We start from the raw sequence: 24,961 nt of genomic DNA on the forward strand, positions 1-24,961 counted from the left end.
GACTCCTTCAGGAACCGCGGGGGACATGCATGCAACTACGTGACGCCAACCTTCAGCGCCTGAAGGAGGAGCACTTCGATGTACTGATCATCGGCGCCGGCATCAACGGCGCCGCCAGCGCCGCCGCGCTGGCCGGCAAGGGCGCCCGGGTGGCCTTGATCGACCGTGGCGACTTCGCCGGCGAGACCAGTCAGCACTCGTCCAATCTGGTGTGGGGCGGCATCAAGTACATGGAAAGCTATGACTTTTCGCTGGTGCGCAAGCTATGCAAGAGCCGCAACCACCTGATCAGGAGCTTTCCGTCGACGGTCCAGGAAATTCGCTTTCTGACCACCATCGACAGGGGCTTTCGCTATCACCCTCGCATGCTCTGGGCGGGCACCTGGCTGTACTGGCTGATGGGCAACGCCTTCACCCGACTGCCGCGCTACTTGACGCCAAAAGGCATCAACCGACGCGAGCCACTGGTCGATACGCGTGCGGCGATCGGTGGCTTCGAGTACTCCGACGCCTACCTGCATGACAACGATGCCCGCTTCGTCTACAGCTTCGTACGCTCGGCGCTGGACTACGGCGCGGCGGCGGCCAACTACGTCGAGTCGCGGGGTGCACGACGCAGCGACAACGGCTGGGTCGTTGACGCCCGGGACAACCAGAGCGGCGAGACCTTCAGCCTGCGCGCCGGAATCATCATCAATGCCACCGGCCCCTGGGTGGACGACCATAACGCCTTGAGCCGACAGACCACCGATCACCACCACGCCTATTCCAAGGGCATCCACCTTATCGTGCCACGGCTGTCGGAGCGCCAGCGGGTGCTGGCCTTCTTTGCCGACGACGGGCGGCTGTTCTTCGCCATTCCCATGGGGCCGCGCACCTGCATTGGCACCACCGACACCAAGGAAGAGCGCCCGGAGGTCGCGATCAGCGACGCCGACATCGACTTTGTGCTGGACAACATCAACAAGCGACTGAGTCTGAAGCGCCCGCTCGACCGTTCGGACATCATCGCCACTCGCTGCGGCGTGCGCCCGCTAGCGGTCAAGGCCAACGCCGGCAATGGCCGCGACTTTCTCCAGATGTCGCGCAAGCATGCCATCGACATCAACACCAATGAGCGCCATATCAGCATCTTTGGCGGCAAGCTCACCGACTGCCTCAACGTCGGCGAGGAGATCGTCAGAGAGGTGCAACGATTAGGCCTTGAGCTGCCACAGCCGCGCGCCCGCTGGTACGGCGAACCTTCCGACACGGACAGGCGAGAATTCCTGCACCAGGCAAGCCTGCTGGACCTCGATGAGCGCACCCCCTCCTCGTCCAGTGAACCTCTGAGCAAGCGTCTGTGGCGTCGCTACGGCCTCAACGCCTTCGACATGCTGGAGCAGATCCGCCAGGACCCGCGACAGGGAGAGCTGTTGATCGAGGGTACCGAATACCTGCGCTGCGAGCTCGAGCACGCCGCCCGGCGAGAGATGATCACACGACTCGAGGACTTCCTGCGCCGCCGCTCCAAGATCGCCCTGGTGGTGGACACTCAGACCCTGCACGGGTCACCTGGCCTCGATGAGGCCGCCCGAATCCTGTTCGGCGACGAGGCCCAAGAACGGCTCGAGGAATACTTTGCGAGTGCCACACCGACATCGCGCGAACGGGCCTGAGGTCCTCAACGGCGCTCCTTGGCTCTATCGTTAAAGGCCGAGGACCGTTAGGCTCGTCATCATCATTGTTGCGCCGAGCCGGTGCGCCGGACCGAAAAGGGACCCCTGCATGCTCTCACTTGTCATCGATACCCTTCTGATCGCGGTGGTGACCATCGTCGCCGGCGCTACCCTGATCGCCAGGATTCCGTCCCACTGGTGGTGGCTCAGGGCCTGTGAGTTCCCCCGTGTCCAGATCGGACTCATCGGGTTGTTCTGTGCTTTGGCAAGCCCGCTGGCGAGCGACTCCCTGACACTCTGGATTGCCACGGCCGGCCTGGTCGTCTTCGCCATCCAGGCTTTCTATGTACTGCCCTGGACACCGCTGTGGCCGGTGCAGGTCATGGCCGCCAAGGGCGACGCCCCGGAGCGTTGCCTGACGCTCTTGATCGCCAATGTACTCACGCCGAACCGGCGCAGCGACGACCTGCTGGAGATCATCGCCGAGCGCGACCCGGACATGGTGCTGACGCTGGAATCCGACCAATGGTGGGGCGACAAGCTCGATGCCGGCCTGGCAGACGGCTACCCCTACGCCGTGCGGGTCCCGCTGGACAACCTCTACGGCATGCACCTGTATTCCCGTCGCCCGCTGATCGACCCCGAGGTCAAGTGGCTGATCCAGGATGACATCCCCTCGATCCACTGTGAGGTGGAACTCGAAAGCGGAGATCACATCCGCTTTCGCGCCCTTCACCCCAGGCCACCGGCACCGAGCGAGAGCGAGGAATCGCTGTGGCGGGACGCGGAGCTTTCGCTGGTCGCCGAAGAGATCCACCAGAACCCGGTACCGACGCTGGTCGCCGGCGACCTCAACGACGTTGCCTGGTCACGCAGCACGCGCCTGTTCTGCCGCGTCAGCGGCATGCTGGACCTGCGGCGCGGCCGCGGCATGTTCTCGAGCTTCCACGCCGGCTATCCGTTCCTGCGCTGGCCGCTGGACCATGTCTTCGTCAGCGAGCACTTCACCCTTGCCAAGATGGATCGGCTGCGGGCCTTTGGCTCAGACCATTTCCCGATCCTTGCCACCGTCTGTTATCGCCCCTCCAGAGCCGACGAGCACGACACCCCGGACGCCGACAACGAAGAGCATCACGACGCCCGTGAAACCGTCGAGGAAGCCAGGGAGCGCGATCAGTCGAGTTGAGTTCCCGCCTTCCAGGCGATGTCCATGTAGTGGTAACAAGTGTGGCGATGGACTCGCAGCAATAGAAAAGACGGGTAGCAGTAGAAAAGAAGAGCCTTGCCGTCGTGGCAAGGCTCTTCTTCTTCAAGGGGCGCTATTCCAAGGGCACTATTCCAAGAGGCGCTATTCCAAGAGGCGCCATGTCGGCCGCGCCCTCGTCACCTCTATTCGGGAATACCGCCACGAGTCAGGGAGGCGGGATCCAGCAGGCGTTCGAGCTCATCGCGTCCGAGGTCGGTCTCCTCCTCGGCCACGTCGATGATCGGCCGGCCGGCCTGGTAGGCCTTCTTGGCGATGGCCGCCGCGGCGTTATAGCCGATCACCGAGTTCAATGCCGTCACCAGGATGGGATTGCGCGCCAGTGGCTCACTCAGGTTGTCCTCGCGCACCTTGAAGGTGGCGATCGCCTTGTCCGCCAGCAGCCGCGATGTCTGGCTCATCAGGGTGATCGACGTCAGCAGGTTGCTTGCCACCAGTGGCAGCATCACGTTGAGCTGGAAGTTGCCGCTCTGTCCGGCGACGGTCACGGCGGTGTCCAGACCGATCACCTGAGCGGCGGCCTGGGCGGCGGATTCGGGTATCACAGGATTGACCTTGCCCGGCATGATCGAACTGCCCGGCTGCAAGGCTTCAAGCTCGATCTCACCAAGCCCCGCCAGCGGGCCGGAGTTCATCCAGCGCAGATCATTGGCGATCTTCATCACCACACACGCCAGACCCTTGAGCTGACCCGACAGCTCCACCGCTGCGTCCTGGGAACCAAGGCTGGCAAAGAAGCTGTCATTGGGCGTCAGAGCGAGCCCGGTGCGGGCGGAGAGCTCGGCGGCCATGCGCTCGGCAAACTCGGGATGGGCATTGATACCCGTGCCGACCGCAGTCCCCCCCTGGGCCAGCCGACACAGCCGCACCATGGCGCTGTCGAGACGCTCGATGGCCTGCCCCACCTGGCTCGACCAGCCACCGAGTTCCTGACCAAGACGTAGCGGCATGGCATCCATCAGGTGAGTGCGACCGGTCTTGACCACCTCGTCCAGCTCTTCTGCCCTGGCGTCGATGACACCTCTGAGGTGCTCGAGCGCCGGGCGTAGCGTACCGGTAACTTCCAGCGCCGCCGACAGGTGCAGGGCGGTGGGAATGACGTCGTTGCTCGACTGTCCCATGTTGACGTGGTCGTTGGGCCCGACGCTCAAGTCATCGGAGCTCGCCAGGTGGGCGATCACCTCGTTGACGTTCATGTTGCTCGAGGTGCCGGACCCGGTCTGAAACACATCGATGGGAAACTGATCATCGTGCTGACCCGCGATGATCGCGTCTGCCGCCTCGACGATGGCACGACGACGATCGTCGTCCAGCAATCCCAGGTCGCCGTTGACCACCGCCGCCGCTCGCTTGATGCGAGCAATGGCGTGGATAAAGGCCGACGGCATCGGCTGGCCCGACACCGGGAAGTTGTTGACCGCACGCTGCGTCTGGGCGCCATAGAGCGCATTGGCGGGAACCTCGAGCTCCCCCATGCTGTCGCGTTCTATACGGGTCTGCGTCATGGATCACTCCTGATCGTCAAAGGCAAAGGGTTAAAGGTACGGTCCTTCGTTTTCTCTTGAATACCATGGTGGCGAGACTTCCTGCTTGCAAGGCTTGCAGGGATCACATCGCTGTCATGTCTCTACACTAGGCTGAAGGTGATCCAGGGGCACGGTGAACTTGCACGCCGGTATCCCATCAAAGGGCGGAGAAGGCTAGATAACGGACTTTTCGTCGTTTTTTCGCTGTTTCAAGCATTCTTTGGATCCAAACCCCTTTTCCCCCGATTCTCGACCCAATCCATGTTGCGATGCACAAAACCCTCTGCTATTGTGCACTGCAACAGACGACGCAACGGCATCGACCACTGGGAATGGTCCCACGGTCATCGCCGACAAGTAGTTCGAAACCCCAGGAGGTTCACATGATGCGCACTATCGATACCAAAGCACTGTTCAACAACGAGCAAGTCGAAAACCTGTTCTTCGGCCCGGCCCGCGCTTACGCCAGCCTGACCGTCGACTTCGCCGAGAAGCTGACCAGCGCCCAGCTGGAAGCCGCCAAGGCCTACACCGAGACCGGTCTGGCCCAGGCTCGCGCCTTCACTTCCGTCAAGGACGTCGAAGGTCTGCGCTCCTACATGGAAGGCCAGCAGAAGGTCGCCAAGGACCTGACCGAGCGCCTGAAAGGCGACGCCGAGAAGGTCGTGGCCCTGCAGCAGGACTTCGTCTCCAAGAGCCAGAAGCTGGCCGAAGAGAACGTCAAGCAGGCTACCGACACCGCCACCAAGGCTACCGCCAACGCCAAGTAATCTGGCTACGGCAGACGCCTGAACGACTCAGGTCGTTCACCAAGCGGCCCCCGATTTCGATCGGGGGCCGTTTTGCGTCTACAGCCAGCGTCAAGGCGCTGTCTTGTGACACCCCCACCAAGGCTACCGCCAACGCCAAGTCATCATGACTGGCTCGGGCAGACGCCTGTCCGGTCACGCACACGCCACGCGTGGCAATTCCGACGCCGATTCCATAAGCTGACAGCACACAGGGCCCAACGACATTCGTTGCAAGGAGACCGCGCCATGAAGGCACCCTACCCGCTGTTGTCACGCCGATTCCGCCTGGCGGTAATCGCCATCCTCGCCTTGCTGATCACCGGCTGTCAGAGCGTCAGCACCACCGGCACGTCCCGCGCCCCGGAGGTCATCGATATCGGCGAACCCGACACCCCGATCGAACAGCCGGGCCCGAGAGACGACCAGCCCACCGCCGATCAGGCCAGGGTCCCCAGGGAGATCCCCTTCCCCGCCGACGTCTACGCCCAGCTGCCGAAGAGCGGCAGCGCCGTGCTGTCCGGCAGACTCACCCTGAACACCCCCGCAGGCCCGGTCATCGGCGGTGGCGAGACGGTATCGGTCGCGCCGATCACCAAGTACTCCGCCGAGGCGGCCGCCCAGGCGCTGGCCGGCCGGGCGGTGGAACGCGCCGACCCACGGGCCCGCGAATACACCCATACCACCCGAACCGACACCAACGGCTACTTTCAGCTACGCGACCTGCCCCCCGGCGACTTCTACGTTTCGGGCACGGTGGTCGATCCGGCCAGTGGCGGCCGCCAGATCGTGATCAAGGAAGTCACGCTAAGAAATGGTGGCCACAGCGAGATTCAGCTCAGCCGCTGATACCGCGTACCGATTCGACCTGGCCCTGACAACAGGACGGCGACCCAAAATGGGTCGCCGTCTTGCTTTCCTGGAGAGCTTTCCTGGAGATGCCCAGACCGCTACCAGTCCAGTGCCTTCTTGACGAAGGGGATGGTCAACTTGCGCTGTGCCGACAGCGAGGCGTTGTCCAGCACCTCGAGCGAGCGAAACAGCTCACTGAGCTCGCGTGCACCACGATGCAGGATGTAGCGCGCCACCTCCTCGGGCAACTCCATGCCACGCAGGTGGGCACGCAGCTTCAACGCTTGCATGCGGTCCTCGTCGGACAGCTGCCTGAGGTGGAAGGTCATGCCCCAGGTCAGCCGCGACGCCAGATCCGCCAACTTGATATCGAGTTGCCGGGGCGGGCGATCCGCGGCGATCAACAATCGCTTGCCGCTGTCTCGCAGCCGGTTGAAGGCATGGAACAGCGCCTCCTCCCAGCGCTTGCGCCCCACCACTCGATCCAGATCATCGATGGCCACCAGGTCGAGACGCTCCACATCCTCGAGCATCAACGGCGGGAAGTGGCCCAGCTCCTCCAGTGGCAGATAGAGGGTTCGCAGGTCCCGCGCGGAGGCCTGGTGGCAGGCCGCCTGCAACAGGTGGCTACGACCGACGCCGTCGCCCCCCCACAGGTACAGAAAGGGCTCGCCGTTGTCATCGAACTGATGACTCAGGCACTCCACCAGGGTGGCGTTGGCACCCGGATGGTAGTTGTCGAAGGTCGCGTCGTCGCGCAGTCCGACGCCCAGAGGCAACTGCGCGGGGGCTCGACTCATGAGGACTCCTCGTTGGCGGCGGAGGGCTCCTTGTCGGATTCATGCTCCGCGTCATAGAGCGACGAATTCTTATACGTATCATGCAGGTAGCGCAAGATGACCATCACCATGGCCGCCACCGGCAGCGCCAGCAGCACACCGGTGAAGCCGAACAGCTGGCCGCCGGCCAGCACCGCAAAGATGACCGCGACAGGATGCAGGCCAATCTTGTCCCCCAGCAGCTTCGGCTGCAGCAGGGTGCTTTCCACCAGTTGCCCGAAGCCGAACACCAGCCCCACGCCCAGCAGTACCAGCCAGTCGCCGAACTGGAAGAAGGCCACCACACCGGCCACCGAGATCCCCACGATCACGCCCAGATAGGGCACGATGCTGGCAAGCCCTGAGAGCAGCCCGATCAGCAGGCCAAAGCGAACACCCAGCAGCGTCAGTCCGATGGCATAGATGACGCCGAGACACAGCATCACGATCAACTGGCCACGCAGGAAGGCCGCCAGCACCTCGTCGCACTCCTTGGCCAGCCGAACGGCCGTCGGCTCCCACTGACGCGGCAGCAGACGCCTGACCTTGCCCACCAGCACGTCCCAGTCCAGCAGCAGGTAGAAGGTCACCACCGGAATCAACGCCAGATTGGCCAGCCAGCCGACCAGCGCCATACCCGACCGCGACACCTGGGCCAGTACGCTGGCGGCGACGGTACCGGTTTCTTTCCAGTTTTCCAGTACTGCCTTGCGCAGTGCATCGAAGTCGGTACTGAGATCGAGCCCGGTCAACGACTGCAGCTCCGGCAGCACCGTGCTCTGAATCCAGCTCAGTACCGCCGGCAGCGCTTCTACCAGCTGCCCGATCTGCTGTCCCAGCAGCGGCACCAGTAGCAGCAGCGTCAGCCCTACCAGGAGCGTCAACAGCACAAACACGACGCTGACCGCCCATTGACGCGACAGCCCGCGCTCCTCCAGGCGATCGGCGATAGGGTCACCCAGATACGCCAGCACCATGCTGACGAAGAAGGGCGCCAACACCGGTTCGATGCTGACGAAGAACCACAGCACAACAGCCGCCACCGCGGCGACGATCCACCACTGCTTGCTCATTCGCTTTTCCCCGAAAGAAACCACCATTCCCTGTGATGCCCGACCGATAGTGTGCCATGGCTGCGATGGCCGAAGCACAGTGCTACAATCTCCGCCCCCAACGTGCCCATTGTCTCACGTTCGTCCGCTGGTGCGCACCACGCCCGCGGGTCGACCGACTCCACAGGATCTGTCATGACCGACTCCTCCTCCTCCCCCGAAAGGGCTTCGCTCAGCTACAAGGACGCCGGTGTCGATATCGACGCCGGCAACGCCCTGGTCGATCGCATCAAGGGCGTCGCCAAACGCACCACCCGCCCCGAGGTAATGGGCGGGCTGGGAGGCTTCGGCGCGCTGTGCCAGCTGCCCAGCGGCTACCGTGAGCCGGTGCTGGTCTCCGGCACCGACGGGGTCGGCACCAAGCTGCGCCTGGCCATGGACCTGGGCCGCCATGACACTATCGGCATCGATCTGGTTGCGATGTGTGTCAACGACCTGGTGGTCGCCGGCGCCGAGCCGCTGCTGTTCCTCGACTACTATGCCACCGGCAAGCTGGACGTCGATATCGCCGCCGACGTGGTCAGCGGCATCGGCGAAGGCTGCGAACGTGCCGGCTGTGCTCTGGTCGGTGGCGAAACCGCCGAGATGCCCGGCATGTACGAAGGCAGCGACTACGATCTGGCCGGCTTCTGTGTCGGAGTGGTGGAGAAGGACGAGATCCTCGATGGCACCAAGGTCGCCGCCGGTGACGTACTGCTGGGCCTGAGCTCATCCGGTCCTCACTCCAATGGCTACTCCCTGATCCGCAAGATCCTCGAGGTGGCTGACGCCGACCTGTCCACCGACATCGACGGCCAGTCACTGGGTGACGCCCTGATGGCGCCGACACGCATCTACGTCAAGCCGCTGCTGGAACTGCTGCGCCACGACGACTATCAGGTCCACGCCCTATCCCACATCACCGGTGGTGGCCTGCTCGAGAACCTGCCCCGGGTGCTGCCCGAGGACCTCACCGCCCACGTCGATACCAGCCTGTGGCAGCGCCCTGCGGTGTTCGACTGGCTCAAGCAGCAGGGCAACGTGGACGAACATGAGATGCACCGCGTGCTCAACTGCGGCATCGGCATGGTGCTGGTGGTACCTGAAGATCAGGCCGACCAGATCCGCGCTCACCTGCAGGCCCAGGGCGAAGGCGTCCATCGCATTGGCCACATCGCCGCGCGCCAGGGCGACGAGGAGCAGGTGCAACTGGAGATGCCAGCGTCATGAGCGAGGGCGTGAACGAGGGCGAGCTCAACGGCTTCACCCCGGAAGAGGCCACCCAGCCACGGGTGGTAGTGCTGATCTCGGGGGGTGGCACCAACCTGCAGGCCCTGATCGACGCCCAGAGCCACGACGAACTGGGTGGCGAGATCGTGGCCGTGGTGTCCAATGTCGCCGACGCCTATGGTCTCAAGCGGGCGCGTGATGCCGGCATCAACGCGGTGGCCCTGCCCCACCGCGAGTACGACAGCCGCGATGCCTTCGACGGCGCCCTGATCAAGGTGATCGAGCGCCACGAGCCTGACCTGGTGGTGCTGGCCGGCTTCATGCGCATCCTGACGCCACGTTTCGTCCAGCGCTTCATGGGACGGATGATCAACATCCATCCGTCGCTGTTGCCGGCCTATCAGGGCCTGCACACCCACGCCAGGGCACTGGCCGACGGCATCGACGAGCACGGCTGCAGCGTACACTTCGTCACCGAGGAACTCGATGGCGGGCCGGTGGCGATCCAGGCCGTGGTCAAGGTCAACAAGGATGACACCGAAGAGACCCTCAAGGAGCGCGTGCTGAGTCGTGAGCACCTGATCTTCCCGATCGCGGTACGCTGGTTCCTCGAGGGTCGTCTGCGCCTGCAGGGCGACATCGCGACCATCGACGGCCAGCCGCTGCCGCCGGGCGGCATGCGACTGTCCCACGAGGACGCCGCCGAGGAACTCGACGAGGACGACGAGTCCCGTTGAAACCTGGCCGCGCTGTCGACTGAAACAACAAGGCCCGCCGAGCGATCGGCGGGCCTTGTTGTCTGTGGGCCTTGCATGCAGCAGTCGCGTGAGCGGTAAGCCCTCGCCTCTTCGCACTCAGGTGCGCGGCAGAGTCACTCCACGCTGGCCCATGTACTTGCCGCCACGATCGGCGTAGGAAGTGTCACAGATCTCGTCAGATTCCAGAAACAGCATCTGTGCCACGCCCTCGTTGGCGTAGATCTTGGCCGGCAGATTGGTGGTGTTGGAAAACTCGAGGGTCACGTGACCTTCCCACTCCGGCTCCAGCGGCGTCACGTTGACGATGATGCCGCAACGCGCATAGGTGGACTTGCCCAGGCAAATGGTCAGCACGCTGCGCGGGATGCGAAAGTACTCGACGGTCCGCGCCAGCGCGAAGGAGTTGGGCGGAATCACGCAGACATCGCCCTTGATGTCGACAAAACTCTTCTCGTCGAAGGCCTTGGGATCGACCACCGCCGAGTGAATATTGGTGAACACCTTGAACTCGTCGGCGCAGCGTACGTCATAGCCGTAGCTCGAGGTCCCATAGGAGATGACCCGCCGGTCGTTGACGTAGCGAACCTGATCGGCCTCGAAGGGCTCGATCATGCCCTCGTTCTCGGCCATGCGGCGGATCCATTTGTCGGACTTGATGCTCATGGGACTTCCTGCTGGGTGCTCGAAGAGTGGACGCGTTCGGTGGGGCCACATGATAGCGGCCCCTCGCTGCCACGTCACGATGCAAAGGTGATAGGCGCCTGACAGGCGCTTGATGAGGATCAGCCGGCGACGCCGCCAGGCGTCATCCTCCGCTGTCCCTTACTCGCTGAAGCTGATGCTCGGCCCCTGGTCGCCACCGTCACCGTCGATCTGCTCGGCCACCTGACGCGCCATGGTGCGGAAGGTCGTCGCCACTTCGCCGTCGGGCTCGGCGACCACGCTGGGACGTCCACCGTCCACCTGCTCACGAATACCCATCGACAGCGGCAGGCGCCCCAGCACCCGGGTATCGTACTCCGCAGCGATGCGCTCTCCGCCCCCCTCGCCGAAGACCGGCTCACTGTGGCCGCACTTCGAACAGGTATGCAGACTCATGTTCTCGACCACGCCCAGCACCGGGACCTTGACCTTGCGGAACATCTCGATGCCCTTGCGCGCGTCCAGCAAGGCGATGTCCTGGGGCGTGGTGACGATCACCGCGCCGTCAACCGGTACCTTCTGGGCCAGGGTGAGCTGGATGTCACCGGTGCCCGGCGGCATGTCCACGAACAGATAGTCCAGGTCGCTCCAGCGTGTCTGGTTGAGCATCTGCTGGAAGGCTCCCGCCACCATCGGGCCACGCCACACCATGGGCTCGCGAACGTCGACCATGAACGCCATGGACATGGCCTGGATGCCGTGGGCCTCCAGCGGCAGGAACTGGTTCTCGCCGCTCGCCTGGGGGCGCACGCCTTCGCCGACTCCCAGCATCTGCGCCTGGCTGGGCCCGTAGATATCGGCGTCGAGAACGCCGACGCGATAGCCTTCGGCGGCCATGGCCAGCGCCAGATTCACGGTCACCGTCGACTTGCCGACACCACCCTTGCCCGATGCCACGGCAACGATATGCTTGACCCCTTCGATCACGTCTCGCTCCTGTTTCCAGATGGGCGCGGTTAATCCGCCGGGCCAGTATAGGGCCCAGGCGGCGCGAGGTTAAGCGAAGCGGGACCGCCAAACGCAGCGGCGGGCCCGAAGGCCCGCCGCTGTTGCTTCCCGCAACCTTGCCGACGTCACCGCCGGCAACCGTCTCGCTGACGCTCAGTTGGTGCTTTCGGTGCTGGCGTCGTCGGTGACCGAGGCTGCCGCATCGCGCACCTTCTCGGCAGCCTGACGGGCCACGTCCTTGACCGTCTCGACGGCCTCGGCGGCACCGGAGGCTACCTCATCGGTCCACTGGGTAGACGACTCCTCGCCCTCGGCGGCCGCATCGGCGGAGCCCTCTTCGCTGGCCGCATCCGCCTGGGAAGCGTCGGCGGAGGAACCTTCCCCGCTCTGGGAGGCGTCGGCAGAAGCCTGATCACCCTCGCTGCCACCCGGGGTCTTCTCCATGGACTCGGACGAGGCCACGTCCTCGTCCTCGGCGGCGCTCTCGTTGGAGCCCTGCTCGCTGGCCGAGGCCGCGCTGTTGCCCGAGGACTGAGAAGAGTCCTGCTCCTGCGACGACTGTTCCTCTGCCGCCGACCGCTTCGCCGACTGAACGGCGATATCGGCCTGGCTCATGCCATCACTGCTCTGGTCGCCGCTGTTTTCGCCACCACCACTCTGGTCGCCATTGCTCTGGTCGCCACCCCCGGAGCTGATGACCTCGACGGAGCCGCTGCTGCTTTCGCCCTGGGACGAGGCCTGCTCATCGGCACTACCCTCGCTGTCGCTGCCTTGACCGGAGGATGCGCCATCGGAGAGCTCGGCGGTGGCACGATCGAGGTTCTCGAGCTCGATGCGCCAGGTGTCGAGTTGATTGTTGAGACGAGCCAGACGCTGGCGACGCTCGTCGGCACGGGCCTCGAGTTCATCGATCCTGGCCTGCAGCTCATCGCGGCGGGCGACCGCTTCCTCGGCACGGGACTCGGCCTGGCGAACACGCGCCTCGGCCTGCTCGCGTTGCTCGGCGGTGCTGGCCAGCGTCTGCTCGAGGCGGGCCTGGGCCTGCTCGGCCTGCTTCTGCGCCTCCTGCTGCTGGCTCTCGAGGCTCGCCACTTCTTCCTCGAGTGAACCGACGGCGCTCTGCTTCTCTTCGATGGAGCTTTCCAGATCACTCAGGCGCTTCTCGGCGTCATCGACCTCACCGGTCAAGGACTCAGCCTCGGACTTGAGCGAATCACGACGCTCCACCAGCTGCTGCTGTTCGTTCTGCGCCTCTTCCAGACGATTGCGCGCCGCCACCAGGTCGGACTGCAAGGATGCCTGGGTGGATTCGAGTTCCTTCAGATCGGCCTGTACCTGGGCGGCCTGCTCTTCGGCTGCCGCCTGGGCGGTACGCGCTTCGGCCTCCTCGGCCTTCAGGGTTTCGAGCTGGGCACGCATTTCCTCAAGCGAGGTCTCGGCCTCTTCCCACTGGGATACCTGGCTCTCGAGCTCGGCACGCTGGGCTTCCAGGGTAGCCTGGCTCTCTTCCAGCCCGGACACCTGCTCGCGCAGGGTCTCGACGCGTGACTCGCTGGCATCGAGTTCCTTGGTCAGGGCAGTGCGTGCCTCGCCGTTGGAACTGGCGCTGAGCTGGGCACCGATGGCCCAGATCAGGCTGACGCCGGCCACCGCCGCCAGGCCCTTGACGCGGTTGTCCTTGAACAGCTCCTTGGCATCCTTGCCGGAGGCTGAAGACTGGGTCGCCTCGGAGGTGTTGCCATCCTTCTCGGTGTTGTTGTCCTTGTCGGGATTGATCTCTTCCATTCGGGGGTCTCCCTTGGGGTGGGACGGGTCCTGAGGTTCGAGGACCAAAGTGATCACAGCATACTGCCTGACTGCGGGCGCGTCAGGGGTGTGCTCCATCAAAAATACGCGCTAGCGAGCATTAGAAAACTGCCGTGTACCCTATCCGAGCATGTTTTCCGCAGAGCGTCGAGCCCCATTAGCGAAGCGCAGGAGTCTGCGGAAAGCCGCCCTCACAAGCGTTCAGGATGCAGCGACTGTTCGATGCGCTACGTCTCCGGCTTGCCGCGTAGCGACTTGAGCTTGCCCCGCTGCTTCTTGCCTTCGAGGCGACGCCGCTTGGCCGCCTTGCTGGGCCGGGTGGCGCGACGCGCCTTGGGAATCACCAGTCCCTGCTGCAACAGCGATTTCAGCCTCGCCAGTGCCGCTGCGCGGTTGGCCTCCTGGGTGCGTTCCGACTGGGCCTTGATGATCACCACTCCGTCCTGGGTGATGCGATGGTCATTGAGCGCCAAAAGGCGCTCCTTGACGTCGTCAGGCAACGACGATGCCTGAATATCGAAACGCAGATGAATCGCCGAGGCGACCTTGTTGACGTTCTGGCCGCCGGCTCCCTGGGCACGAATCGCACTCATGGCGATCTCGCTATGAGGGACCGACAGACGTCGACTTAGTTGCATCTTGCCTCCCTCCTGGTGGCTTGATAAATGACGGTAGATGAACGGCGTTGGTGACCAGTATCGCTGGTCGGCGCCGATGCCCGGTGCTGATACCCAGTGCTGATGCCCGTTGCCGATGCTCAATGTTGATGATCAACGCCAGGCCGTCGGCGGCCCCATCCGGTGGGAGCGACACACTTCAAGGCCTGATCGGACCGACGCCGAGCCCCTTGAGCATGACACGACGAACGGCCTTGAGCAGCGGATAGCTGAGGCGTGCTCGCCGTCTCGACGACAGCCACCACAGCATCCCACGCGACAGCGGACCTCGACCTCGCCCGGCCACTGCCGCCATACGTACCGCCTGATCACCATGGTAGCGCTCGTCGCCGAGCTCCAGCACCAGACCCTCGTCCAGGCGACAGCCCAGACGCTCCAGACGCCGGACCTCTTCGGGGTGCTGGCGCGCATCAACGAGATCCAGCCGTCCCTTGGACAGTCCGTAGCGCGACACGAAGCTCCGACACAATGGACACTGTCCATCGTAGATCAGCCTGGCGCCGGATTCGGTGCGGGATTCCTGGTCTGCAGATGCCACTCGTTCCTCCCTGCGTACCCACGCCCTTTGACCACCTGGTTGGGCAAGGGTTTGACGCTGACACTGGCTCCCAGCGTATCATGCCCTATCCCTCAAGGACGATTCGGGCCCATGACAGCACCGCGCTGGTACCAACACGCCGTCTTTACTCTGCTGCCACGGCTCGCCTTCTTCATGTGGCGGGTGCTGACCCACTTTCTGCACAATCGGGGAATGCTGCTGGCGGGCGGGGTCGGCTTCAATATTCTGCTGTCCACCATTCCGCTGTTCGCACTGATGGTGGTGGCGATGGCTCAGGTCGTTGACGAGCAGCAGCTGCTCAATGTGATCGCCATGCAGGCACGCCACATCGCCCCTACCCACGCCGAGGTGATGCTGGAGTCGGTGCGCGCACTGCTGGACTCCCGCGATGCCATCGGCATCTACGGCATCCCGGTGCTGCTGATCTTCAGCTCCTTCGCCTTTCGCATGCTGGAAGACGCCCTGGCGCTGATCTTCAGAAAGCCAGACGTCAAGGACACCCGCAGCCTCTGGGTGTCCTTCCTGTTGCCCTACGCCTTCATGCTGGTGCTGAGTGCGGCGCTGCTGGCGCTGGCCATGGCGGTCAGCCTGGCCAGCACCCTCAATGGACTGTGGATGGCGCTGTACGGCCGTGAGCTGCCCATGGCCTCGCTGTCGGAGCCGGCCCTCAACCTGACCAGCTTCGTCGGCGTCTTCCTGCTGTTCAGCGCCATCTACAAGGTCCTGCCGGTGGTACGCATTTCCCTGAGGCGCGCCTTGGCCGGGGGCTTTGCCGCCGCCCTGATGTGGGAAGGGGTCAGGATCGCCCTGGTCTACTACTTCGCCAACCTGTCACTGGTAAGCGCGGTCTACGGCCCCCTGGCGACCCTGATCGTGGTGCTTCTGAGCCTCGAGATCGGCGCCGTGATCCTGCTGCTGGGCGCCCAGGTCATCGCAGAGCTCGAGCACAACTGCCGCCTCGGCCTGCCCTGGCACCAGGACCCTCGAAAGCGCTCGCGGGTCGATGCCCTCAGCGGCGCTGCGGCTCCTTGCCCTGCAGGCGACGAATCAGCCCCATCAGGCCGCGACCGCTGATCATGCCCAGCAGGTAGATCACCACCACCAGCAGGGCCATCGGCATGGCAATGGTCCAGCCGAGCAGTTTCACCTGCACCATCTCGATGTTCTGCACCACCAGGATGGCGATCAGCGCCAGAATCACGACCTTTACCACCAACCAGAACTTTTCCATCGAAGACTCTCCTTGTGCCCGACACGGGCGTTGCGATGTCGCCACGCCGAGCTCGAAATTGTGTCAAATCGAGCGTCGGCCAGCGTGTGAAACATGGTCGCGGGGTGGCGGACTGTCAAGCTGGCCGGTCGAGGCACATCCTGCTCCCGCGTCGGTATCTCCACCGTCCTGCGCAGCCCACCAGCGAGGTCAGAAGGTGGACAGGCCGCTGGCCTCCATCAATCGATAGCGCCAGCCATCGAACCAGCTAGCCTCGTCCCGCGGCGCCCAGGCTCGGCTGGTTCGACGTCCGTCGCTCGAGTCCCAGCGCTGGTCGAACCAGGCGCCGATTTCGTCGATGGCGGCGACCCCTCGCCCTTTTAGCAAGACGCTGCTTTCAAGATTGAAATCGTCGAGATTGCGTCGGGTCAGGTTGGCCGAGCCCAGAATCACGGCGTCCGCCAGCTCGTCCTTCGCCGGGCCCCTTCTCACCAGCACCACCTTGCTGTGGCACTGCTCACCGTCGGTGACACACCAGCGCACCTGAACGCCCGCGTCCAACAGCTCTTCGGCCACCGGCTGATTGGGCAGGCCTCCCTTTTCGAAACCGAAGGCCTCACGATTGGGGTCGAGCAGCACCCGAACCGCCACTCCTCGCTCGCTGGCCTCCTTCAGCGCCTGGACCACCCCGCGGTGGGCGACGTAGAAAGCGGCGACATCCAGCCGATCGCCGGCGACGGTGTCATCGACCTGAGCGTGCACGGCGTCACGGATGGCGGCTTCGGTCAGCAGTTGCGCCATCGCGCCATCCGATGGCTCGGCCTCAGGTGCTGGCGGCTGCGATACCTCGACGCCGGACCAGGACGCCACCTCGGCCTCGGAGGCGATGACGTCATGGGCGACGGGGCCATCGATCCTCAGCGCCACGTTGGAGTGCAGGCTACTGCCGTCGTGGGGGTTGGCCGAGGTGATCAGTGTCGACCACCCTTCGGCGTGATCCACCGTCAGCGTCTTGCGATGATTGGCGCGAAAATTGAGCAGCGCCAGGTAGCTTCTCAGGGTCACCGGCTCGCCACCGAAGGCATTGGGCAGCCAGCCCCCGTCCGGGTCGTTGCCAAGCCGATCCAGTCCCAGATGCCAAAGGCCAGACCACAGCGGATTGGAGGCGCGCAGCCGATCGAGGCGGGTGATGGCAAGCTCGACCCCCGCCGCCTCCAGGCGCTGATAGAGCGGCACTCGCTGGCCTCCGTAGAGGGTATTGAGGGGGTCTGTGATCACCACCACTCGCGGCGCCGGCTGGCGCTGGCGGGCGGCGATCAGCGCATCGGCAAGGCGTTCGGCCAGGGGCAGAAAGTCGCCCCCGCCACTGCCCTCGAGGCGATTGAACAGGAACATGTCGACGACGATCAGCCGGCGGGCACCCTCGATCATCGCCACCGCTTCGTCAAAGATGTGCTGATCAAGATGACGGCGGCCACCCTCGTCATACCAGGTTCGATCGGCGAGAAATTCGACCTCGCCCACTGGCCGCTCGGGCCAGGCCTTGCCGACGTTTTCCGGTAGTGGCTTGATACTCTGCCACAGCCCCATCCCCGCCCAGGCGACCAGCAGTACTGCCCCGCTACATTTGATCGTGCGTCCCAGCCTGGCCATAGCGTCCTCTTGGCGAATTCATCCGTGGCGCACGAGCATAGCTCAAAACGTTTCACCCACACACGTACCCGTCTCCGCCGTCGCAGGGGGGACGATGCAGCAGCCTCAAACGCTCGCGCCCGGCACAGGGCCGGGCGCGAGAGACCATCGACGGTCAGTGGGAGATCGCTCAGCTCAGCGCCAGCACCCCACCGCAGACCGCGATGGCGGCGCCGAGGGCACGCACCAGGCGCTGTTCACGGCTGGCCAGCCAGCCACCCAGCACCCGCGCCAGCATGGTGATGGCAAGCGTCGAGGCCGAAAAGCCCACCACGTAGGCGACGAGTGAGGCGGCTGCAGGCATCTCGGCGCCGTGGGCGATGCCATGCATCGTCATCAGGGCGATCACCAGGCCTCCGCCAAGCGCTGCCGGCAGACGCATCAGCACCGCCACCATGACCCCCGCGATCAGCACCGACAGGGCAATTCCCCCTTCCACACCGGGCAAGGCGCCGGCGGGAAGCGCGCCGGACAGCGCCAGACCAGCCCCGGCCAGCATGCCAGCCAGTGCCATCAGCGGGGTAAAGCGTCGCATGGCTGCCCCCTGTCCCAGACTCCACAGGCCGATGGCCGCCATCGCCAGCAGGTGATCGAGCCCCAACCAGGGATGCATCAGGCCGGCGGCAAGGCCACCATGCTCGACGCCGTGGCCGGGGTGCGCCAGCGCCAGCGGTGCGACAAGGCCAGCGGCCATGGCGCCGGCGATCGCCAGGGAACGGGAAGAAACACGAGAACGCTGTGTCATGACAGACTCCTTGTTGACTGAGAACGCAACGCTTCGGCTGCGTGGTAACGGGCGATTCAGGCTTCCACTGCCTCGGCTCGCCGGTCGGGCAACATGCCCCGCTCGAGAATGAAACCGATGATGGTGTCGAGACCGACGCCGTCATACAGATTGGTGAAGACGAAAGGACGTTCGCCACGCATCTTGCGCGAGTCACGGTCCATCACCTCCAGCGAAGCATGCACCTGCTCGGCAATGTCGATCTTGTTGATGATCAACAGATCCGACTTGGTGATGCCCGGCCCGCCCTTGCGCGGGATCTTGTCACCCGCGGAGACGTCGATGACGTAGAGCGTCAGATCCGACAGCTCAGGACTGAAGGTGGCCGACAGGTTGTCGCCGCCGGACTCCACCAGCACCAGTTCGAGCCCCGGATGGCGGCGGTGCAGCTCGTCGATGGCCGCCAGGTTCATCGAGGCGTCCTCGCGGATCGCGGTGTGTGGACAGCCGCCGGTTTCGACGCCGAGGATGCGATCCGGCGACAGCGCCTCGTTGCGGGTCAGGAAGTCGGCGTCTTCCTTGGTGTAGATGTCGTTGGTCACCACGGCGATATCGTAGTGATCACGCAGGGCCCGACACAGCTGCTTGAGCAGCGCCGTCTTGCCCGAGCCCACCGGGCCGCCCACGCCGACGCGCAGGCACTGGGAGGGAGTGGTTGAAGTGGTCATGGTGTTCTCCTGCCTGTCATGTAAGGCCATTCCCCGACGTGTCGAAGACCGGAGAATGGCGCCGTCGATACCCCTGTATCGATGGCATCGTTGTCACTCGCTCAGCTGCGAAACAGCCGCGAGTACTGGGTTTCGTGCAGGCCGCTGGCCAGGGCGAGCCCCGGCAGCGCCGGCCCCATGTCGTCATCGTCGATGATCAGGGCACGCCCCACCGCCTCGACCAGCGCCGGACGCAGCCGCTCGACCAGTCGCTGGGCCGCGGTATGCCCGAGCGGCAGCGCCTTGCAGGCTGCCGCCAGCTGGTTCTCGAGCCAGGCCCAGGCAAAGCCCAGCATGGCCTGTCGCGGCGGCAACCCGCGGGCTACCGCCAGGGCGCTGAAGGCGGTCACATAGCCAGGCTCGTCAGGCAACCCGGCTTCGGGCGCCAGCCCCAGGCTGCGCATCAGGCGCACCAGCGACGCGCCCAGCTGGCGATCCTCCTCGCGCAGCTCTCGGGTCTCGCGTACCGCCCCCAGCCAGCAGTCCCAATGCGCCACCCTATCCTCGTCGCCCTGCTGCCAGGCCTCGACGAGTCGCGCCAGGGCAGGCAGTTCCGCCACCGCCAGGCCATCCTCCAGCACGCCCTCGAGCCAGTCGCCAAGACTCTTTTCATCGTGAACCCAGCCCAGTTCGAAGGCGCTCTCGAGCCCCTGGGACCAGGCGAAGGCGCCGATCGGCAACGCCGGGCTGACCAGCTGCAGCAGCCCCAGCAGGGCCAGATCATCGTGCGCCTGTGACGCAGACTCGATCCCGGCCATCAGGTGATCCCCTGAGCGTGGCTGTGTGAGGAGCCATGTGAGGAGCCATGTGAAGAGCCATGTGGCGAGCCGTGTGAATGGCCATGCCCGTGCAATTGCCCGTGTCCGTGCCCATGGTCATGGTCATGAGAATCGCTGTGCGAATGACCATGCGAATGCCCACCCATGGTGTAGGCGCCCGGCTCGGGATCAAACGGCGCCTGGTGGTGCTCGAGCCGCGCACCAAGCCGCTCGGCCAGCTCTTCCAGCACATGGTCCGGCGCAAAGCGCACGTAGCAGCAGGCGTCACCCTGGTACTCGCCCTCGCCGATACCGAGGGTCACGTGGCGGTTGCCCAGGTGGTAGCACAACCGAGCCAACGCAAGGCCGGCGTCCGGCCCCGGCGCTACCCAGGCGGTCACCACCGGTTCCGGCGCAGCGATGACCCGGACGCGGCTGCCGTCCTCGGCCTGAAGACCGTCGCCGTGGCGCAGCACCGGACCGCGTTCGAGAAACAGACCCGCCGCACGCCCGCTGTCCAGGGTCACCCGCAGGCGCCCCTTGATGCGATCGTCGTAGCTCAGGGTCAGGGTGTCCTGGACTCCGTCTTGCCCATCGCCGACGGGCAACGGCCCGAGCCGGCGGGTCAGCGACAATAGCGAACTCATGGATGACTCCTTGGTACTGTCAGCGGCACTGTCGAAAACCGTCATCATCGCTGACTCAAAAAAGGTGATAGCGCTGGGCCAACGGCAGCACGTCCAGCGGTTCACAGGTCAGAAGCTCGCCATCGCAGGTGACCTCGTAGGTCTGGGCGTCGACCTTGAGATCCGGGCAACGGTCATTGAGCTTCATGTCGCCCTTGCGCACCGCACGCACATCCCGGCAGGCCACCAGGCTGCTTTGAAGCCCCAGCCGATCCTTAAGCCCCGCATCCAGCGCGGCCTGAGAGACAAAGCTCACCCGGGTCGCTGCGGCGGCCTGGCCCAGCGCCCCGAACATCGGACGGTAGTGCACCGGCTGGGGAGTCGGGATAGAGGCATTGGGGTCGCCCATGGGGGCCATGGCGATCATTCCCCCCTTGAGCACCAGCGCCGGCTTGACGCCGAAGAAGGCCGGATCCCACAGCACCAGATCGGCCAGCTTGCCCACCTCGACAGAACCGATCTCATCGGCCAGGCCGTGGGTGATGGCGGGGTTGATGGTGTACTTGGCCACATAGCGGCGGGCACGCAGGTTGTCGGCGCCACGTTCTTGATCTTCCGGCAGTAAACCACGCTGCACCTTCATCTTGTGAGCGGTCTGCCAGGTCCTGCACACCACCTCACCTACGCGTCCCATGGCCTGGGAATCCGAGGCGATCATCGAGATGACGCCGAGGTCATGCAGGATGTCCTCGGCGGCGATGGTCTCGCGGCGAATGCGCGAATCGGCGAAAGCCACGTCCTCGGGAATATTGGGGTCGAGGTGATGACACACCATCAGCATGTCCAGGTGCTCGTCGACGGTGTTCACCGTGTAGGGCCGGGTCGGGTTGGTCGACGACGGCAGCACATAGTCCTTCGAGCAGGCGGTGATGATGTCCGGTGCGTGGCCGCCCCCGGCGCCTTCGGTATGGTAGGTATGGATGCCGCGCTGCTTGAACGCCGCCAGGGTGTCCTCGACGAAACCGGACTCGTTGAGGGTGTCGGTGTGGATCGCGATCTGAACGTCGTAGCGCTCGGCCACGCTCAGGCAGGTATCGATGGATGCCGGGGTCGTACCCCAGTCCTCGTGCAGCTTGAGCCCCATGGCGCCCGCTTCGATCTGGGCCTCCAGCGCTTCAGGCAGGCTGGCGTTGCCCTTGCCGAGCAGACCGATGTTCATCGGCAGGCTGTCGCAAGCCTTGAGCATCTGGTGGATGTGCCAGGCCCCCGGCGTGCAGGTGGTGGCGTTCGATCCGGTGGCAGGCCCGGTACCGCCCCCCAGCATGGTGGTGATGCCGCTGGCCAGGGCCTCGTCCACCAGCTGCGGACAGATGAAGTGCACGTGGGCGTCGATGGCGCCGGCGGTGAGGATCTTGCCCTCGCCGGCGATGACCTCGGTGCCGGGTCCGATCACGATGGTGACGTCCGGCTGGGTGTCTGGATTGCCGGCCTTGCCGATGGCGGCGATGCGCCCCGCCTGGAGGCCCACGTCGGCTTTGACGATGCCCCACCAGTCAAGGATCAGGGCATTGGTGATGACGGTGTCCATCACCGTCTGGTCGAGACGCTGGCTCTGCCCCATACCGTCACGAATGACCTTGCCACCACCGAACTTGACCTCGTCGCCGTAGTGGGTGGCGTCCTTTTCTACCTCGATCCACAGCTCGGTGTCTCCCAGGCGCACCCGGTCGCCGACGGTGGGGCCATAGATGTCGGCATAAGCCTGACGACTGATCTTCATCGGGCGTCCTCCTGGCCGCTGTCGCCGCTGGGTGCACCGGCATCGTCCAGCGCGCCCATGACTTCACCGCGAAAGCCGTAGATATGACGACGCCCGGCGAAGCTCACCAGGGTGACCTCACGGCTCTGCCCCGGCTCGAAGCGCACCGCGCTGCCGGCGGCAACGTCCAGACGAAAGCCCCGCGCCCTGTCGCGATCGAACGCCAGTGCCGGGTTGGTCTCGGCGAAGTGATAGTGGGATCCGACCTGAATCGGTCGATCTCCGCGATTGGCCACCTCCAGCGTGACCCTGTCGCGACCCTCGCACAGGGCGATGTCACCGTCCTTCAGTTGGTATTCTCCGGGGATCATCCCGCGCCCTCCCTATTGGTATCAGCGTATGAGCCTGTCGCGTCGCCCCCGGATCAAGCCGGGGCCTGGCAGCGTCACGAGATCGGGTTGTGCACCGTTACCAGCTTGGTGCCGTCGGGAAAGGTGGCCTCGACCTGCACCTCGTCGACCATTTCCGCCACCCCTTCCATTACCTCGTCACGCCCCAGTATCTGGCGCCCTCGGCTCATCATCTCGGCCACACTCAGGCCTTCCCGGGCACCCTCCATGATCTCGCAGCTGATCAAGGCCACCGCCTCGGGATAGTTCAGCTTGAGCCCCTTGGCGCGTCGCCGCTCGGCCACCAGGCCAGCGGTAAACAGCAAGAGCTTGTCCTTGTCACGCGGTGTCAGCTCCATCCTTTCATCCTCGATGTTGGTCAGGGTGGTCAGGGGTCGCCTGTCCCGCCCGGCATGACATTCAGGTAAACCAGATGCGCGGCACACAGGCCTCGCGATCCATCAGCATCGGACGCAGCAACGTCCAAGCCGCCTCGCACAGCGACCAGGCCTCGCGCCGCGAGTGACCGAGGTAGCGCAGCAGCAGGACGCCATCACGCACGGTGACGGCCCAGCGCTCGGCTTCACCAGCGCCGGGACTGCCGGCAAGGTCATTCCCTCCCTGCCCCAACCCTTGGCGCAGACGTTCGATCGCCGCGGACTCGTTTTCGAGCCCGACCGCCCACAGGGTTGCCTGGACGCTGCACCCTCGCTGCCCCCAGGCGCCGTGAAAACGACGATGGTCAGGGTCGAGGGGCTGGCGCTCGATCCACAGTGGTCGTCCGTCCCGGGATAACCGAAAGCGCTGTTCGAGGTGGCCGCTGGCAAACGGCAGGTCACTGGCCGGCCGGCCCAGCGCCAGCACCTCCCAGCCCAGGCAGCGGGCGCTGCCGGAAAGCTCGATCTCGGTGGCCTGGACCCCTCGCGAGCCGTCGAAGGCGATGGTTTCCTGGGGCAACCACTCGAGCAGCCCGCCCTCCTCGACCACCAGACGAGTGCGCTGGGACCAGGCCACGGCGTTGCGGTCGGCCCGATACAGCTTGTTGGCCGCCGGTGTGGTCAGCAGTGCCCGCGCGCCCGCGCCCACCCGCGCCTGGATATCCAGGATATCGCCGCTGACCAGGCCCCCCGGGGGATGCAGCAGATAGACGTGGCAGGTGCCGTCGCGGCCTTCGGGATAGAAGGGACGCTGCACCCGCAGGGGGCCGCGATGATCCACCCGATAGAGGCGAGTGGCCTGGCCATCATGGCGAAAGCCGAGATCGAGGCTGGCCTCCCAGCGCCGTCCTGCGTCGAAACGATGGCCGTGCCGATCGGTCGAATCCTGTGTTGTCTGCGCGCTCATGGCTCTCCCGGGCGGTCCGTCGAGTCGGCGTGGCAAGCGAAAGTAAAAAAGGCCACCACCATTGCCCAATCAAGGTGCAAGCCCCGTACCAGCTTCTCGAATCTCTATTTTTCTACTTATTTTTCAATTTCTTATAGAACAACCAAGGATTGCACCAGAGAAAAGCACGCCTTTGGTCGCGCACAAAAAAAGTGCGCAACCTTACGATTGCGCACCATTGATGTGCAGCGATTCACCCTGATTGACGCGCTACCGCTCAGACGGTCAGGTAGCGCTTCACCACGGCGTCGTCGAGCTCACCGATATCACCGACGGCGACTCTCCGCCCACGATCGAGGATGGCGAAGTGGTCGGCGAAGCGTCGGGCAAAGGGCAGTTTCTGCTCCACCAGCAGCACGGTCAGCCCATCATCGGCGATCAATCGACGGATGACTTCGCCGATCTGGGCGACGATATTGGGCTGGATGCCCTCCCCCGGCTCGTCGAGGATCAACAGCTTCGGCTCGATCACCAGGGCGCGCCCGATCGCCAGCTGCTGCTGCTGACCGCCGGACAGATCGCCGCCACGCCGGTGACGCATCTCCTTGAGTACCGGGAACAGCTCATAGATCCGTTCGGGCACCTGGCGCAGGCCATCACCACGGGCGGCAAGGCCAGTGCGCAGATTCTCCTCCACCGTCATCAGCGGAAAGATCTGGCGTCCCTGGGGCACATAGCCCACGCCCAGGCGTGAGCGATCCTCGAGGCGACGCTTCTCCAGCGCGACACCGTCGGCGTAGTGAAGCTCACCGCCGGTGATCGGCACCTCGCCCATGATCGCTTTCATCAGGGTGGTCTTGCCGACGCCATTACGACCCAGCACACAGGTACAGGCCGCCCTGGGCACGTCGAGATCGAGATCCCACAGGGTGTGGCTCTCGCCATAGAACTGATTGAGCCCGCGAATGCTCAGCATCGATCCACCTCCTTGCCTGTCTCTCGCGCCCACCGGCCGCAGACCTTCGCCCACAGCGTG

The 24,961-nt window shown here is 64.7% G+C and carries 26 protein-coding genes; 7 read left to right on the plus strand and 19 right to left on the minus strand.

Translation table 11 applies throughout. The features are described 5' to 3' along the window. Positions 1–29 precede the first annotated feature (29 nt). Together NFG57_RS11590 and NFG57_RS11595 are read left to right on the plus strand one after the other, a co-directional pair. Positions 30–1,658 (plus strand): glycerol-3-phosphate dehydrogenase/oxidase, encoded by a 1,629-nt coding sequence (locus NFG57_RS11590; protein WP_348814365.1) that lies wholly within the window; start codon positions 30–32, stop codon positions 1,656–1,658. 109 nt (positions 1,659–1,767) lie between these two features. Continuing rightward, positions 1,768–2,844: an endonuclease/exonuclease/phosphatase family protein gene (locus tag NFG57_RS11595; protein WP_045992479.1), complete on the plus strand. Its 1,077-nt coding sequence runs from the start codon at positions 1,768–1,770 to the stop codon at positions 2,842–2,844. 203 nt (positions 2,845–3,047) lie between these two features. Here NFG57_RS11595 and NFG57_RS11600 read toward each other — a convergent pair whose 3' ends face one another. Beyond that, positions 3,048–4,427: a class II fumarate hydratase gene (locus NFG57_RS11600; RefSeq protein ID WP_045992480.1), complete on the minus strand. Its 1,380-nt coding sequence runs from the start codon at positions 4,425–4,427 to the stop codon at positions 3,048–3,050. A 407-nt stretch (positions 4,428–4,834) separates the two neighbouring features. On the opposite strand from NFG57_RS11600, the gene NFG57_RS11605 reads away from it, so the two are divergent. Together NFG57_RS11605 and NFG57_RS11610 are read left to right on the plus strand one after the other, a co-directional pair. Continuing rightward, a complete protein-coding gene (locus tag NFG57_RS11605) occupies positions 4,835–5,218 on the plus strand; it encodes a phasin family protein (protein ID WP_045992506.1) in 384 nt (127 codons plus the stop codon). A 267-nt stretch (positions 5,219–5,485) separates the two neighbouring features. Next, positions 5,486–6,085: a carboxypeptidase-like regulatory domain-containing protein gene (locus NFG57_RS11610; protein ID WP_045992481.1), complete on the plus strand. Its 600-nt coding sequence runs from the start codon at positions 5,486–5,488 to the stop codon at positions 6,083–6,085. Between the two features lie 101 nt (positions 6,086–6,186). Here NFG57_RS11610 and hda read toward each other — a convergent pair whose 3' ends face one another. Together hda and NFG57_RS11620 are read right to left on the minus strand one after the other, a co-directional pair. Next, the gene (gene hda, locus NFG57_RS11615) at positions 6,187–6,888 is read right to left on the minus strand and encodes a DnaA regulatory inactivator Hda (RefSeq protein ID WP_348814366.1); all 702 of its coding nucleotides are present in this window, start codon (positions 6,886–6,888) and stop codon (positions 6,187–6,189) included. Further along, on the minus strand, positions 6,885–7,979 hold the full coding sequence (locus tag NFG57_RS11620) for an AI-2E family transporter (RefSeq protein ID WP_124804863.1): 1,095 nt from the start codon (positions 7,977–7,979) through the stop codon (positions 6,885–6,887). Before NFG57_RS11620 ends, hda begins: the two co-directional genes overlap by 4 nt. A 174-nt stretch (positions 7,980–8,153) precedes the next feature. Between NFG57_RS11620 and purM the strand changes: the two genes are divergently transcribed. Both purM and purN read left to right on the plus strand, forming a co-directional pair. Next, a complete protein-coding gene (purM, locus tag NFG57_RS11625; protein ID WP_108133088.1) occupies positions 8,154–9,227 on the plus strand; it encodes a phosphoribosylformylglycinamidine cyclo-ligase in 1,074 nt (357 codons plus the stop codon). Beyond that, the gene (purN, locus tag NFG57_RS11630) at positions 9,224–9,964 is read left to right on the plus strand and encodes a phosphoribosylglycinamide formyltransferase (RefSeq protein ID WP_045992485.1); all 741 of its coding nucleotides are present in this window, start codon (positions 9,224–9,226) and stop codon (positions 9,962–9,964) included. Before purM ends, purN begins: the two co-directional genes overlap by 4 nt. A gap of 117 nt (positions 9,965–10,081) precedes the next feature. On the opposite strand, the gene dcd is transcribed toward purN, so the two are convergent. The 5 genes from dcd to NFG57_RS11655 form a co-directional block, all read right to left on the minus strand. Next, positions 10,082–10,648, minus strand: a complete 567-nt coding sequence (gene dcd, locus NFG57_RS11635; protein ID WP_045992486.1) for a dCTP deaminase — start codon at positions 10,646–10,648, stop codon at positions 10,082–10,084. 159 nt (positions 10,649–10,807) lie between these two features. Continuing rightward, positions 10,808–11,611, minus strand: coding sequence for an iron-sulfur cluster carrier protein ApbC (apbC, locus tag NFG57_RS11640; RefSeq protein WP_204248941.1), 804 nt, complete (start codon positions 11,609–11,611; stop codon positions 10,808–10,810). 177 nt (positions 11,612–11,788) lie between these two features. Next, positions 11,789–13,420 carry a hypothetical protein gene (locus NFG57_RS11645; RefSeq protein WP_045992487.1) on the minus strand — a complete coding sequence of 544 codons (1,632 nt, stop codon included), beginning with the start codon at positions 13,418–13,420 and terminating at the stop codon, positions 11,789–11,791. 248 nt (positions 13,421–13,668) lie between these two features. Continuing rightward, positions 13,669–14,079: an alternative ribosome rescue aminoacyl-tRNA hydrolase ArfB gene (arfB, locus tag NFG57_RS11650; protein ID WP_045992488.1), complete on the minus strand. Its 411-nt coding sequence runs from the start codon at positions 14,077–14,079 to the stop codon at positions 13,669–13,671. Between the two features lie 178 nt (positions 14,080–14,257). Continuing rightward, entirely contained in the window at positions 14,258–14,656 is a 399-nt protein-coding gene (locus tag NFG57_RS11655; protein WP_348814367.1) for a DCC1-like thiol-disulfide oxidoreductase family protein, read from the minus strand. A 111-nt stretch (positions 14,657–14,767) separates the two neighbouring features. Here NFG57_RS11655 and NFG57_RS11660 point away from each other — a divergent pair, with 111 nt between their 5' ends. Then, entirely contained in the window at positions 14,768–15,751 is a 984-nt protein-coding gene (locus tag NFG57_RS11660; RefSeq protein ID WP_083970369.1) for a YihY/virulence factor BrkB family protein, read from the plus strand. On the opposite strand, the gene NFG57_RS11665 is transcribed toward NFG57_RS11660, so the two are convergent. The 11 genes from NFG57_RS11665 to urtE all read right to left on the minus strand — a co-directional run bounded on the left by NFG57_RS11665 (position 15,687) and on the right by urtE (position 24,901). Beyond that, complete coding sequence (locus NFG57_RS11665) at positions 15,687–15,908, minus strand: DUF1049 domain-containing protein (protein ID WP_045992490.1); 222 nt, start codon at positions 15,906–15,908, stop codon at positions 15,687–15,689. The two genes, NFG57_RS11660 and NFG57_RS11665, sit on opposite strands and share 65 nt — an antisense overlap. 189 nt (positions 15,909–16,097) lie before the next feature. Next, positions 16,098–17,540, minus strand: coding sequence for a phospholipase D-like domain-containing protein (locus NFG57_RS11670; RefSeq protein ID WP_348814368.1), 1,443 nt, complete (start codon positions 17,538–17,540; stop codon positions 16,098–16,100). Between the two features lie 169 nt (positions 17,541–17,709). Then, positions 17,710–18,324, minus strand: coding sequence for a HupE/UreJ family protein (locus tag NFG57_RS11675; protein WP_348814369.1), 615 nt, complete (start codon positions 18,322–18,324; stop codon positions 17,710–17,712). 56 nt (positions 18,325–18,380) lie between these two features. After that, entirely contained in the window at positions 18,381–19,031 is a 651-nt protein-coding gene (gene ureG / locus NFG57_RS11680) for an urease accessory protein UreG (protein WP_045992492.1), read from the minus strand. Between the two features lie 101 nt (positions 19,032–19,132). Then, positions 19,133–19,828: an urease accessory protein UreF gene (locus tag NFG57_RS11685; RefSeq protein WP_108448796.1), complete on the minus strand. Its 696-nt coding sequence runs from the start codon at positions 19,826–19,828 to the stop codon at positions 19,133–19,135. After that, positions 19,828–20,475, minus strand: a complete 648-nt coding sequence (ureE, locus tag NFG57_RS11690; RefSeq protein ID WP_348814370.1) for an urease accessory protein UreE — start codon at positions 20,473–20,475, stop codon at positions 19,828–19,830. Before ureE ends, NFG57_RS11685 begins: the two co-directional genes overlap by 1 nt. A gap of 55 nt (positions 20,476–20,530) precedes the next feature. After that, complete coding sequence (gene ureC, locus NFG57_RS11695) at positions 20,531–22,234, minus strand: urease subunit alpha (RefSeq protein ID WP_108133079.1); 1,704 nt, start codon at positions 22,232–22,234, stop codon at positions 20,531–20,533. Further along, entirely contained in the window at positions 22,231–22,584 is a 354-nt protein-coding gene (locus NFG57_RS11700; RefSeq protein WP_045992495.1) for an urease subunit beta, read from the minus strand. Before NFG57_RS11700 ends, ureC begins: the two co-directional genes overlap by 4 nt. Positions 22,585–22,658: 74 nt before the next feature. Next, the gene (gene ureA, locus NFG57_RS11705; protein ID WP_045992496.1) at positions 22,659–22,961 is read right to left on the minus strand and encodes an urease subunit gamma; all 303 of its coding nucleotides are present in this window, start codon (positions 22,959–22,961) and stop codon (positions 22,659–22,661) included. 61 nt (positions 22,962–23,022) lie between these two features. Next, positions 23,023–23,946, minus strand: coding sequence for an urease accessory protein UreD (locus tag NFG57_RS11710; RefSeq protein WP_222568883.1), 924 nt, complete (start codon positions 23,944–23,946; stop codon positions 23,023–23,025). A 256-nt stretch (positions 23,947–24,202) separates the two neighbouring features. Next, positions 24,203–24,901 carry an urea ABC transporter ATP-binding subunit UrtE gene (urtE, locus tag NFG57_RS11715; RefSeq protein ID WP_045992498.1) on the minus strand — a complete coding sequence of 233 codons (699 nt, stop codon included), beginning with the start codon at positions 24,899–24,901 and terminating at the stop codon, positions 24,203–24,205. Between the last annotated feature and the right edge of the window lie 60 nt (positions 24,902–24,961).

It is taken from the genome of Halomonas sp. H10-59, from assembly GCF_040070555.1.
Classification (GTDB): Bacteria; Pseudomonadota; Gammaproteobacteria; order Pseudomonadales; family Halomonadaceae; genus Halomonas; species Halomonas litopenaei.